The organism is Streptomyces sp. NPDC047014 (assembly GCF_040644195.1).
Lineage (GTDB): Bacteria > Actinomycetota > Actinomycetes > Streptomycetales > Streptomycetaceae > Streptomyces.
Genome location: NZ_JBEYVX010000025.1, coordinates 69,789 through 82,097, shown reverse-complemented (window position 1 = coordinate 82,097; position 12,309 = coordinate 69,789). Strand labels below are relative to the sequence as shown.

At 70.8% G+C, this 12,309-nt stretch carries 9 protein-coding genes; 1 reads left to right on the top strand and 8 read right to left on the bottom strand.

Features of this window, described 5'->3' with window-relative positions:
* Window positions 1–110: 110 nt before the first annotated feature.
* The 7 genes from ABZ873_RS16960 to nrdR form a co-directional block, all read right to left on the bottom strand.
* Window positions 111–1,826, bottom strand: a complete 1,716-nt coding sequence (locus ABZ873_RS16960) for a DUF4173 domain-containing protein (RefSeq protein ID WP_360871791.1) — start codon at window positions 1,824–1,826, stop codon at window positions 111–113.
* Window positions 1,827–2,040: 214 nt separating this feature from the next.
* Window positions 2,041–2,955, bottom strand: coding sequence for an ADP-ribosylglycohydrolase family protein (locus tag ABZ873_RS16955; RefSeq protein ID WP_360871788.1), 915 nt, complete (start codon window positions 2,953–2,955; stop codon window positions 2,041–2,043).
* 11 nt (window positions 2,956–2,966) lie between these two features.
* Window positions 2,967–3,626, bottom strand: coding sequence for a histidine phosphatase family protein (locus ABZ873_RS16950; RefSeq protein ID WP_360871785.1), 660 nt, complete (start codon window positions 3,624–3,626; stop codon window positions 2,967–2,969).
* Between the two features lie 72 nt (window positions 3,627–3,698).
* A complete protein-coding gene (locus tag ABZ873_RS16945) occupies window positions 3,699–4,304 on the bottom strand; it encodes a YdbC family protein (protein WP_030709623.1) in 606 nt (201 codons plus the stop codon).
* Between the two features lie 32 nt (window positions 4,305–4,336).
* Window positions 4,337–5,176 carry an arylamine N-acetyltransferase gene (locus ABZ873_RS16940; RefSeq protein ID WP_360871782.1) on the bottom strand — a complete coding sequence of 280 codons (840 nt, stop codon included), beginning with the start codon at window positions 5,174–5,176 and terminating at the stop codon, window positions 4,337–4,339.
* Window positions 5,177–5,387: 211 nt separating this feature from the next.
* Window positions 5,388–8,282 (bottom strand): vitamin B12-dependent ribonucleotide reductase, encoded by a 2,895-nt coding sequence (locus ABZ873_RS16935; protein WP_360871779.1) that lies wholly within the window; start codon window positions 8,280–8,282, stop codon window positions 5,388–5,390.
* Window positions 8,283–8,435: 153 nt separating this feature from the next.
* Entirely contained in the window at window positions 8,436–8,948 is a 513-nt protein-coding gene (gene nrdR / locus ABZ873_RS16930) for a transcriptional regulator NrdR (RefSeq protein ID WP_360871776.1), read from the bottom strand.
* A 469-nt stretch (window positions 8,949–9,417) separates the two neighbouring features.
* On the opposite strand from nrdR, the gene lexA reads away from it, so the two are divergent.
* On the top strand, window positions 9,418–10,212 hold the full coding sequence (lexA, locus tag ABZ873_RS16925; RefSeq protein WP_360871773.1) for a transcriptional repressor LexA: 795 nt from the start codon (window positions 9,418–9,420) through the stop codon (window positions 10,210–10,212).
* A 110-nt stretch (window positions 10,213–10,322) separates the two neighbouring features.
* Here the strand turns inward: lexA and ABZ873_RS16920 are convergent, their stop codons facing one another.
* Complete coding sequence (locus tag ABZ873_RS16920) at window positions 10,323–12,293, bottom strand: ATP-dependent DNA helicase (RefSeq protein ID WP_360871770.1); 1,971 nt, start codon at window positions 12,291–12,293, stop codon at window positions 10,323–10,325.
* Window positions 12,294–12,309: the final 16 nt, after the last annotated feature.

The window sequence follows — 12,309 nt, the reverse complement described above, 5'->3', positions numbered from 1 at the left end:
GGGCTGGGGTGCTGGGGGCCGCCCGCGCGGGGGGCCCCGCGGGCGCGGGGGGGGGGGGGGGGGGGGCGGGGGCCCCCCCCCGCGCGCCCCGGCCTCCGTACGCGCTGTCGCTAGTACTCGCTCCGGCCGCTGAAAGCACCCAGGCGCGAGCAGACCTCGTACGACACGGTCACCGGGCGCTCCCGCAGGATCTGGCGGGCGCGGTGTTCGCCCAGGCTCATCGCGTACCAGGGCACCTCGCCCGCCCTCGCCATCCCCTCGCTGATCCCGCGCAGGGCGCAGGAGCGCTGCGGCTCGGGCAGCCGGTCCAGGGCGGGGACGGCGTCCGCGGACAGGGACTGGAAGTACGCCAGGTCGATCTTCGCGTCGGCTTCAAAGCGGGCCACGTTCCGCTCGGCGACCATCCCGTCCGGGGACATCAGTCCGAAGACCAGGACGGCGGCGGCCGCACTGCCCGCGACCGCGCGCGGCAGCCACCGCGCGCCGAACAGCCCGGCCGCCATGATCAGTACGATGACCAGCCCGAGCCAGAGCTCCATCGCGGCCACCGACACGCGCAGCCGGGTCAGCCCGTACGCCTCCACGTACAGGTCCATGCGGCGCAGCGCGGCCGCGACGACCACGAGCGTCATCACGCAGAGCACTCCCAGGACGCCGCGGACGAGCCGGCGGTCGCCCGCTCCGCCGCGCGGGGCCCAGCGCAGGGCGAGGGCGATCACGGCGAGCGTGAGGAGGGTGGCCCAGAGGAGCTGCCAGAAGCCCTGGCGGGCGTACTCGGCGTAGCTGAGGCCGGTGCTGCGCAGGACCTTGTCGTAGCCGCCGAACAGGACGGCCAGCTGGACGGCGTTGAAGCCGGCGAACAGCAGGTTGAGCACGACGAGCGGAAGCGCCCATTCGACGCGGGAGCGCGGTGTGCCCGGGGTCACCGTGATGCGGTCCCAGCGAAGCGGGCCGGCTGCGGTACGGGCGGCGGCGACCGCGATGAGGGCGCCGAGGAAGAAGAGCAGGAAGCGGAAGGGGCCGTCGGCCACCGACACATCGGGCATCAGACCGCCCAGCAGATCCGCGAAGGCGGCGTCGGCGGAGGCGAAGAGCGCGCCGAACAGCACCAGCAGCACGAGCGCCACACCGGCCGCCTTGGCGACCGGAACCCAGCGGTCCCTGCCGATGCCGCCCCGCGCGCGCAGGCCCGCGCTGAGCCAGGCGATGCCGGACATGGCGGAGTCGAGGAAGCCGAGCGGGCTGAGCAGGACGCCGGGCCAGGTACGGCTGCCGTGCAGGGCCAGCGCACCGAGCAGGAGCGCGGCCAGGATCGCCAGCGTGACGGGCCAGGCGGCATCGCGCAGGGCGGGGATCACGAGGAGGGCGAGGCAGCCGACCGCCCAGGCCAGGGTCCAGGGGCGGGGGCGGCGTCCGGCCGCGCGGGCGGCGGCGTACGCGGCGACGACGGCGGGTACGACGGCCAGCGGCAGGCCGGGCCCCATCCCGTCGGCGAGGAGCAGCGCCGCGGCGAGGCCGGTGGCGAGGACGGCCACGAGGGTCGCGGTGCCGATCGGGGCGGGCTCGGCGGGGCGTACGAGGGCGGGCCATGAGGGGCGCTTCGGCTCCGGCGGGCGGAGCTGCCAGGGGCCGGTGGGCGCGCCGGAGTGCGCTCCGGGGCGCGGTGGCGGCGTGGGTGAAGGCCCGGCCGGGGCGGCCGCGTTGCCGGCGGCCTCGGGCCGGGGCTGTTCGGCTCTGCCGGTGTCGCCGGTTGCGGTTGCGCCGCCTGTATTGCCTGTGTCGCCCGTGTTGCCTGTGTCGCGCGTGTTGCCTGTGCCGTCCGGCATCGGATGTCCCTCCCCCTGTCGGCCGCCCCGGGGATCAGGGTGGGGCGGCGGTGCGGACAGGGTAGGCAGGTCACAAGCGGTTTTGAACAGGATCAAAAGCGCGCTGTGTCAGGACCGTGACAATCGCGGACGGTACGAACGGCCCCTGTCCGGAAGCGGACATACGACATCGGCCGGTCCTCGCGAAGGACCGGCCGATGTGCGGAAAGGGGTTCTAGGCGGGCTGTGCCGGCAGCCAGGAGGGCAGCGCTTCGGTGCGGGCCAGCCACGCGGCCGGGAGCGCGGCGTCCCCGCGCGCGCCCAGCACTCCGCCGACGATCGCGCAGGTGGTGTCGACGTCCCCGCCCACCTGCGCGGTGGTCCAGAACGCCCGCTCGTAGTCGTCCAGCGCACGCGCCGCCGACCACAGGGCGAACGGCACGGTGTCGTGGGCGCTCGTCCGGCGGCCGCAGCCGAGCACGGCGGCGACGGTGGTGGCGTCGCCGTAGTCCAGCATGTCCCGCGCCCGCCGCAGGCCCGCGCCGACGGCGCTGCGCGGCACCAGGGCGATCACCCCGTCCAGCAGGGCATCGGCCTTCGGCGGCCCGTCGGGGCTCGAGGCCAGGGCGGCCGCGGCGGCGACGGCCATCGCCCCGCAGACGGCCTCGCGGTGCTGGTGGGTGGTGTAGGAGGAGATCTCCGCCTGGTGGGTGGCCTGCTCCGGGTCGTCGGCGTACCAGGCGCCGAGCGGGGCGATCCGCATGGCGGCGCCGTTCCCCCAGGAGCCCTGGCCGTTGAACAGCTCGGCGGCGAGCGTGCGCCAGTCCGCGCCCTCCCGGACCAGGCGCAGCATCCGGTTCACGGCGGGCCCGTAGCCCCGGTCGAAGTCGTGGTGGTCGGCGAAGGAACGCGCGAGCGCGTCCTGGTCGATCCGCCCGTGCTCGGCGAGGACGGCCACGACCGAGCAGGCCATCTCGGTGTCATCGGTCCACTGCCAGGTCTCGGCACCGGCCGGCAGCTCGCGCCGCTTGAGCAGGGGGTAGTTCACGGGGACGAAGTACTGGGAGCCGAGGGCGTCCCCCAGCGCCAGCCCGCGGAGGCTGGCCAGGGCGCGCGCGTAGCGCCGTTCGGGAGTGGAGTCAGGCGTCATCGCGGGTCACTTTAGCCGTCCAGGTCATAAGGCTCGGGTGTGGTCCAGCGCTCAAACGGGCGGTCCATCCGGTAGCGGCCGTCCGGGCCCAGCAGGAGTATCCGGAATTCCCCGTTTCCAGGATTGGACAGGGCTTCGAATTCGGCCACCGACCAGTGGAACCAGCGCATGCAGAAGAGCCGCATGGTCAGCCCGTGCGTCACCAGGAGGACGTTCTGCGGGTGGTCGGGGGCCTCGAAGCTGCGGTAGAGGCTTTCCAGGAAGGATCCGACCCGGTCGTAGACGTCGGCCCCGGACTCGCCCTGCGCGAAGCGGTAGAAGAAGTGCCCGTAGGCGTCCCGGTACACCTTCTGCAGCCGTACGTCGTCCCGGTCCTGCCAGTTCCCCCAGTCCTGCTCGCGCAGTCGCGGCTCCTCGCGCATCCGGACGCGGGCCGGGTCCAGGCGCAGTTCCCGGAAGGTCTGCAGGGTGCGGCGGTAGGGGGAGACGTAGGCGCTGATCGTCTCGTCGCCGAAGAGCTCGCGCAGGCGCTCGCCGGTGGCGGCGGCCTGCTCGCGACCGGTCGGGGTGAGGCGCAGGGAGTGGTCGGGCTCCCGCTCGTACACCGTGTCGTCGGCGTTCCCCTCCGATTCCCCGTGCCGGACAAGGACGATGCGCCGTGGTCGAACCATTCCCCGACCCTATTCGGCCATCGGCCGGGCGAACGACCGGGCACGCCGGTCGCCGCGACGATGGTCCTACGGTCATACCGTCCAGGAGGGTTCGAGGTCGACGACGTCCCCGGTGAGGGCTTCGACGTCGGCCTGGATCTGGGCGCGCAGGGAGAGCCGCTCGACGCGCTCTTGGCGGTACTTGCCGTGCTCGGCGGCGGCGTGCCACATGGAGAGCACCAGGAACTCCCGGCCGGGCGCCTCCCCGAAGAGGCCGCGCACCATGCCCGGCGAGCCCGCCATGGCCGGATTCCACACCTTCTCCTGCATGAGGGCGAAGTGGTCGACCCGGCCCTCCCGGACCCGGGTGTGTGCGACCCGTACGACGTCGGCATCGGTGAAGCGCGGCTCGAAGCCGGTCTTCACGTCGAAGCGGTGGTCGAAGAGGGTCACCCGGAGATCGGTGTAGGTGCCGTTCTGGGCGGCGGCCAGCCGGTCGTGGGAGCGCGCCATGAAGGAGTCATAGAAGGACCGGCTCTCCCAGAACGCGAAGACATGCGCGACCCCCTGCCGGCCCCGGCTCCAACCGCCACCCTGCCCCCTGAATCCCGGCTCGCCGGGCAGCCCCGCCCATTTTCGCTGCCCGCGCTCGAACCCGCGTCGGTCCGTCACCGTGCAGCGAATCCACTTGACCAGCACGGCGCCATCGTACGGGCCGGGCGCGGCCCCGGTCAGTCCTCGGCGAGGTAGATCCCCACCAGTTCCGCCGCGTCCCGCTCGGGCAGCCGAAGACCGAACTCCTGGCCGAGCACATCAAGCAGCTCGCCGGGCGCGACGGACCGCTGCTCCGCCCGGCCGTCCGGGTGCAGCAGGCTGAGCTCCCGTCCCACCAGCGCCCGGCGGATGTCGTCGCCCGGGCGCTGGACGATGACCCGCCCGACAAAGGAGGACAGGGGGTGGCTGGAGCTGTAGTGGTTGAGCACGACGTAGTCGACGGGGTGGTAGTGCTGCGGGGAGAAGGCGTACAGGTCCCGCCAGACTCCCCCGCGCAGCAGGCAGAGCACGAGGACGCCGTCCGCCTCCTCCCGGATGCGGTACGTCCACTTCCCCTGCTGCACCTCGGTGCCCGGGCTCCCCAGCGGGACGGGCTCGCGGGGACCCTGGTGGCCGAATCCCGCGTCGCACAGCCAGGGTTCACCGTCGACCGTGACGACGAGGACGGCATGCGTCACGGCCAGCAGGGCGTCACCGCGAGTGCGGTTGCGGGCACCGCGCCCGGACACCTCGAAGCCGATCCGCTCCAGGGCGGCGGCCAGCAGCGAGTTCTGCTCGTAGCAGTAGCCACCGCGGCGGCCGTGCACGAGCTTCTCCTCGATCGACCGGATGTCCAACGCGACGGGGCGGCCGAGCAGGACGTCCAGACTCTCGAAGGCGATCGCACCGGTGTGGGCCCGGTGCACTGCGTACAACGTGGAGAGGTCCGGCCGGAGTTCCCCGCCCACTCCGTAATTCCTCTCGAATCCGATCCGCGCCAGATACGCGTCCAGATCCAGCTCGTCACCGCTCCACATGGCTCCCCCGTCTCCCCTGCTCCCACGGCGCCGTCCGGCACCGCCCGTACTCCCGCAATGATCACCAAGCCGCCCCCGCACACCAACCCGCTTTCCGCCCCGCCGCCGACGGGCCACCGCGCGCACGACGAAGGGCACCGGCCGTCTCGGCCGGTGCCCTTCGTCGTATCTGTGGTTCAGCTGTCCGTGCGGGCTAGACCCACACCCGGAGTCAGCTGCAGCCGCTGGTCGAGCCGCAGCCCTCGCAGATGTAGCAGGAGCCCGCGCGCTGCATCTTCGTACCGCAGGAGAAGCACAGCGGGGCGTCCGCGGAGACACCGAGCTGCATCTCGACCAGTTCGGCGCTGCTGTGCGCCGCCTTGCGGTCGGTGGACGGGATCACGGCCGGGACAACGGCCTTCGGCGCGGACGGCACCGCGGCGAGCGGGGCCGACTGGGCCAGCGACTCGGTGTCCAGCTCCTCCTCCAGCGGCTCGTACGAGCCGGTCTCCAGGTGACGCTGGCGCTCGTCGGCGGTGTGGATGCCGAGGGCCGAGCGGGTCTCGAAGGGCAGGAAGTCGAGGGCCAGACGGCGGAAGATGTAGTCGACGATCGACTGCGCCATCCGCACGTCCGGGTCGTCCGTCATACCGGCCGGCTCGAAGCGCATGTTCGTGAACTTGGAGACGTAGGTCTCCAGCGGCACGCCGTACTGCAGGCCCACCGAGACGGCGATCGAGAAGGCGTCCATCATGCCGGCGAGGGTCGAGCCCTGCTTCGACATCTTCAGGAAGACCTCGCCGAGGCCGTCGTCCGGGTAGGAGTTCGCGGTCATGTAGCCCTCGGCGCCGCCCACCGTGAAGGAGGTGGTGATGCCCGGGCGGCCCTTGGGGAGGCGCTTGCGGACGGGGCGGTACTCGATGACCTTCTCGACCGCGGTGCGGATGGTCTCCTCCGCCTTGGCGGTGACCTCCTCCTTCTCCTCTTCCTTCTTCTTCGCGGAGAGGGGCTGGCCGACCTTGCAGTTGTCGCGGTAGATCGCGAGCGCCTTGACGCCCATCTTCCACGCCTCGAAGTAGATCTCCTCGATCTCCTCGACGGTCGCCGTCTCCGGCATGTTGACCGTCTTCGAGATCGCGCCGGAGATCCAGGGCTGGATCGCGGCCATCATGCGCACGTGGCCCATGGCGGAGATCGAACGCTCGCCCATGGCGCAGTCGAAGACCTCGTAGTGCTCGGTCTTGAGACCCGGGGCGTCGACCACGACACCGTGCTCGGCGATGTGGGAGACGATCGCCTCGATCTGCTCCTCCTGGTAGCCCAGGCGACGCAGGGCCTGCGGGACGGTGCCGTTGACGATCTGCATCGAGCCGCCGCCGACGAGCTTCTTGAACTTGACCAGGGCCAGGTCCGGCTCGACACCGGTGGTGTCGCAGGACATCGCCAGACCAATGGTGCCGGTCGGGGCGAGCACGGACGCCTGCGAGTTGCGGAAGCCGTTCTTCTCGCCGAGGCGCAGGACGTCCTGCCATGCCTCGGTGGCCGCGGCCCAGATGGTGTTGTCCAGGTCCTGGGTGCGCGGCGCGACGGCGTTGGCGTCCGCGTGCTGCTTCATGACGCGCTTGTGGGCGTCGGCGTTGCGGGCGTAGCCGTCGTACGGGCCGACGATCGCGGCCAGCTCGGCGGAGCGCTTGTAGGCGGTACCGGTCATCAGCGAGGTGATCGACGCGGCGAGGGTGCGGCCGCCGTCCGAGTCGTACGCGTGACCGGTGGCCATCAGCAGGGCGCCGAGGTTGGCGTAGCCGATGCCCAGCTGGCGGAAGGCGCGGGTGTTCTCGCCGATCTTCCGCGTCGGGAAGTCCGCGAAGCAGATGGAGATGTCCATGGCGGTGATGACGAGCTCGACGACCTTGGCGAAGCGCTCGGCGTCGAAGGACTGGTCGCCCTTGCCGTCGTCGTTGAGGAACTTCATCAGGTTGAGCGAGGCGAGGTTGCAGGACGTGTTGTCCAGGTGCATGTACTCGCTGCACGGGTTCGAGGCGGTGATGCGGCCGGACTCGGGGCAGGTGTGCCAGTTGTTGATCACACCGTCGTACTGGATGCCCGGGTCGGCGCAGGCCCACGCGGCCTCGGCCAGCTTACGGAAGAGCGCCTTGGCGTCGACCTTCTCGATGACCTCGCCGGTCATGCGGGCGCGCAGGCCGAACTCGGTGCCGTTCTCGACGGCCGTCATGAACTCGTCGTTCACGCGGACGGAGTTGTTGGCGTTCTGGTACTGGACGGACGTGATGTCGTCGCCGCCCAGGTCCATGTCGAAGCCCGCGTCGCGCAGGGCGCGGATCTTCTCCTCTTCCTTCACCTTGGTGTCGATGAACGCCTCGACGTCCGGGTGGTCCACGTCCAGGACGACCATCTTGGCCGCGCGGCGGGTGGCGCCACCGGACTTGATCGTTCCGGCGGAGGCGTCGGCACCGCGCATGAAGGAGACGGGACCGGAGGCGTTGCCGCCGGAGGAGAGGAGCTCCTTGGAGGAGCGGATGCGGGAGAGGTTCAGGCCGGCGCCGGAGCCGCCCTTGAAGATCATGCCCTCTTCCTTGTACCAGTCGAGGATGGACTCCATGGAGTCGTCGACGGACAGGATGAAGCAGGCGGAGACCTGCTGCGGCTGGGGCGTGCCGACGTTGAACCAGACCGGGGAGTTGAAGCTGAAGATCTGGTGCAGCAGGGCGTAGGTCAGCTCGTGCTCGAAGATCTCCGCGTCGGCGGGCGACGAGAAGTAGTCGTGGTCCTCGCCGGCCTTGGTGTAGGTCTTCACGATCCGGTCGATCAGCTGCTTGAGACCGGTCTCGCGCTGCGGGGTGCCGACCGCACCGCGGAAGTACTTGCTGGTGACGATGTTGACCGCGTTGACCGACCAGAAGTCGGGGAACTCGACGCCACGCTGCTCGAAGTTGACCGAGCCGTCGCGCCAGTTCGTCATGACGACGTCGCGGAGCTCCCAGTTCACCTCGTCGTAGGGGTGCACGCCCGGGGTGGTGTGGATGCGCTCGATACGCAGGCCGCCCTTGGCGGCCTTGGTCCCCTTGGCGCGGGAACCACGTGCCGAGCTGCTCGCCGTCTCTGTCATGCCGCTTCCTCCCATATGCGGGCAAAAACGCCCTAAAGTGCCAGCGTTATTCCGTGGCACGGTGCTGTGTATCTGTTTCTACGTTTTTTCGCCCGGCTGTCCGGCGGCCGTGTCGCGGCGCGCCCCGACGGGCGGCGCCACGGGGGCGTCCGGTCAGTCGGCGGCGGAGGCGGGCACGGGGACCGAAGTGGTCGCGCCGGGCTCGCTCTCCTCACCGTGAGGCTGCCGCTCGCGCAGTTCCGCGATGGCGGTCTCGAAGTCTTCGAGGGTGTCGAACGCTTTGTAGACGGACGCGAAGCGCAGGTAGGCGACGAGGTCGAGCTCCTGCAACGGGCCGAGGATGGCCAGACCCACGTCGTGGGTGGTCAGCTCGGCGCTCCCGGTGGCGCGCACCGCCTCCTCGACCCGCTGGCCGAGCTTGGCGAGGGCGTCCTCGGTGACCGGCCGCCCCTGGCACGCCTTGCGCACGCCGGAGATGACCTTGGTACGGCTGAAAGGTTCGGTGACGCCGCTGCGCTTGATCACCATCAGCGAGGCCGTCTCCACCGTCGTGAAACGACGGGAGCAGTCGGGGCACTGGCGGCGTCTGCGGATCGACGTGCCGTCATCGGTGGTGCGGCTGTCGACGACGCGGCTGTCGGGGTGCCTGCAGAAGGGGCAGTGCATGGTTCCCTCACCCTCCTTCTCGGCACGACTGAATCACCCCGGTGAAACCCTGCGGCGACGGAGACGGGCTCTGTCGGGGGCTCTCGGAGCAGTCCCCAGCATATGCGATCCCAGGAGCCTCAGAAGACCCAGGCACCACTACAGCTAGGTGGCGCCGCTCATCCAACCACTAGATCTTGGGTTGTGGTGGATTTGGACGCCTCTGCGTGTCGCGGTGTCCGGTACCCGGATACGGGGGCTCTCGGTGCCACACTGGGCACCGGGCCGGAGGCGGCGACCCGATCGGGAAGGGTACCGTAAGCGGGGGCCGCCGAGCCGAACCCGTGTTCGCCCGCCCAGTCGTCCATACACCCCTGAACGTACCCACGCAGGGCGATCTGCGTTTTTTCACTCGAACGTGTGTTTGGCGCAACCTTTCGAAACCCACTAGCGTTGTCCAGCTAGGGAGAACATTTCGAGAGGGGCCGACGTGACCACCACCGCAGACAGTGCCACCATCACTGCCCAGAACCGCTCCCAGAGCCGACTTGAGCCGGTGCATGCCATGAACGACGCAAACCTGAACCCGGAGGCGGAGCCCGCGGTACGCCCCGCACGCTCGCTGCCAGGTCGACCTCCAGGCATCCGCGCCGACAGCTCCGGACTCACGGACCGGCAGCGGAGGGTCATCGAGGTCATTCGCGACTCCGTGCAGCGGCGGGGCTACCCGCCGTCGATGCGGGAGATCGGCCAGGCGGTCGGCCTGTCCAGCACCTCGTCCGTCGCCCACCAGCTGATGGCCCTGGAGCGCAAGGGCTTCCTGCGCCGCGACCCGCACCGTCCCCGCGCGTACGAGGTCCGCGGATCGGACCAGCCGAGCTCGCAGCCCACGGACACCACCGGCAAGCCCGCCGCCTCGTACGTTCCCCTCGTCGGCCGGATCGCGGCCGGCGGCCCGATCCTCGCCGAGGAGTCGGTGGAGGACGTGTTCCCGCTCCCCCGCCAGCTCGTCGGCGACGGTGAGCTGTTCGTGCTCAAGGTCGTGGGCGACTCGATGATCGAAGCCGCCATCTGCGACGGCGACTGGGTCACGGTCCGCCGCCAGCCCGTCGCGGAGAACGGCGACATCGTCGCCGCCATGCTCGACGGTGAGGCCACCGTCAAGCGCTTCAAGCGCGAGGACGGCCACGTCTGGCTGCTCCCGCACAACGCCGCCTACCAGCCCATCCCCGGCGACGAGGCCACCATCCTCGGCAAGGTCGTCGCGGTACTGCGTCGGGTCTGACCCCGCCGCCCCCAGTCAGCCCCCGGGATCCACTGCGCCGGTCCCGGGGGTTGCTTTGTGCCCTGGGACGGCCGGGGCTGTGGTGGTGCCGGAGCTTGCGCCGGCTCTGCCTAGCTGCCGTCCGCCTTGGCCATCGCATCGATCGCGGCGAGCGAGCGGCGGGCCTGGTTGCGGTCCGTGGTGTACCAGAAGTCCGGAAGCGTGGCCCGCAGGAAGCTCCCGTACCGGGCGGTGGCCAGGCGGGGGTCGAGTACGGCGACGACACCCTTGTCCCCGGTGGCACGGACGAGGCGGCCCGCGCCCTGCGCCATCAGCAGCGCGGCGTGGGTGGCCGCGACGGCCATGAAGCCGTTCCCGCCGTGTTCCTCCACCGACTTCTGGCGGGCGCTCATCAGCGGATCGTCGGGGCGGGGGAAGGGGATGCGGTCCATGACCACGAGCTGGCAGCTGGGGCCGGGCACGTCCACGCCCTGCCAGAGCGACAGCGTCCCGAACAGGCAGGTCTTCGGATCGGCGGCGAACGCCTTGATCAGCTCGCCGAGGGTTTCCTCGCCCTGGAGCAGGATCGGGTTGGCGAGCCGGCCGCGCAGTTCCTCGGCGGCCGCCTTGGCCCCGCGCATGGAGGAGAACAGCCCGAGGGTGCGGCCGCCGGCCGCCTCGATCAGTTCGGCCAGCTCGTCCATCATGTCGCCGCGGGTGCCTTCGCGGCCGGGCGTGGCCAGGTGCTTGGCGACGTAGAGGATGCCCTGCTTCGGGTAGTCGAAGGGCGAGCCCACGTCCAGGCCCTTCCAGGGCGGCACGTCATCGCCCTCGACACCCTCCGGGGACAGGCCCAGGGAGGCCGCCACGCCGTTGAAGTCGCCGCCGATCTTGAGGGTGGCGGAGGTGAGGACCACCGCGCGGTCCTCGAACAGCTTCTCGCGCAGCAGGCCGGACACCGAGAGCGGGGCGACGCGGAGTGTGGCGCCGAAGCGGTCGTGGCGCTCGTACCAGACGACGTCGTACTCGGATCCGATCGTGATCCGCTCGGCCACGGCATGGATGTTCTCCACCGCGGCCAGGGCCTGCTTGCGGACGGCGTCCTCGTCCTGGACGGACTTGTCGCGGGTGGCGCCGATCGCCGAGATCACGTTGCGGGCGGAATCCCGGAGGGACATCAGCGCGTAGCCGAGATCTTCCGGGACCTGCTCCAGCCGGCCCGGGAGCGCCAGCTCCATGACCCGCTCGAAGGTCTCGGAAGCGGTCTGGAGAGAGTCGGCCGTCTTCTCGTCGACCAGCTTCGCCGCGCGCTTCACAGCCCGGTTGACCTGGCCGGGAGTCAGCTCGCCCGTGGCGACACCGGTGACGCGGGAGACCAGCTCGTGGGCCTCGTCGACGATCAGTACCTCGTGCTGCGGCAGCACGGGGGCGCCTTCGATGGCGTCGATGGCGAGAAGGGCGTGGTTGGTGACGACCACGTCCGCGAGCTTGGCGCGCTCACGGGCCGCCTCCGCGAAGCATTCCGCTCCATAGGCGCACTTCGACGCGCCCAAGCACTCGCGGGAGGAGACGGAGATCTGGGACCACGCCTTGTCCGAGACACCGGGGGTCAGGTCGTCCCGGTCGCCGGTCTCCGTCTCGTCCGCCCAGTCGCGCATGCGGAGCAGGTCCTGGCCGAGCTTGCTGGTGGGGGCGGCCGCCTCGAACTGATCGAAAAGGCCGTCCTCCTCGTCCTGCGGGGCCCCCTCGTGCAGGCGGTGGAGGCAGAGGTAGTTGGAGCGTCCCTTGAGCATGGCGAACTGCGGGCGGCGGCGCAGCTGCGGATGCAGCGCCTCCACCGTGCGGGGCAGGTCACGCTCGACGAGCTGCCGCTGGAGGGCGAGGGTGGCGGTGGCCACGACCACGCGCTCTCCGTGGGCGAGGGCCGGGACCAGGTAGCCGAGGGACTTACCGGTGCCGGTACCCGCCTGGATGAGCCGGTGGGAGTTGTCGTCGATCGCTTCGGCGACGGCTTCGGCCATGGCCACCTGGCCGGGCCGCTCCGTGCCGCCGACGGCGGAGACGGCGGCGTGCAGCAGGTCGGGGAGGGAGGGCTTCGTCATAGCACTGCCAACCCTA

What these genes read in the sequence shown, in the direction of transcription:
- ABZ873_RS16960 (WP_360871791.1), bottom strand. Translation starts at nt 1,826, where the DNA reads ATGCCGGACGGCACAGGCAACACGCGCGACACAGGCAACACGGGCGAC.
- ABZ873_RS16955 (WP_360871788.1), bottom strand. Translation starts at nt 2,955, where the DNA reads ATGACGCCTGACTCCACTCCCGAACGGCGCTACGCGCGCGCCCTGGCC.
- ABZ873_RS16950 (WP_360871785.1), bottom strand. Translation starts at nt 3,626, where the DNA reads ATGGTTCGACCACGGCGCATCGTCCTTGTCCGGCACGGGGAATCGGAG.
- ABZ873_RS16940 (WP_360871782.1), bottom strand. Translation starts at nt 5,176, where the DNA reads ATGTGGAGCGGTGACGAGCTGGATCTGGACGCGTATCTGGCGCGGATC.
- ABZ873_RS16935 (WP_360871779.1), bottom strand. Translation starts at nt 8,282, where the DNA reads ATGACAGAGACGGCGAGCAGCTCGGCACGTGGTTCCCGCGCCAAGGGG.
- nrdR (WP_360871776.1), bottom strand. Translation starts at nt 8,948, where the DNA reads ATGCACTGCCCCTTCTGCAGGCACCCCGACAGCCGCGTCGTCGACAGC.
- ABZ873_RS16920 (WP_360871770.1), bottom strand. Translation starts at nt 12,293, where the DNA reads ATGACGAAGCCCTCCCTCCCCGACCTGCTGCACGCCGCCGTCTCCGCC.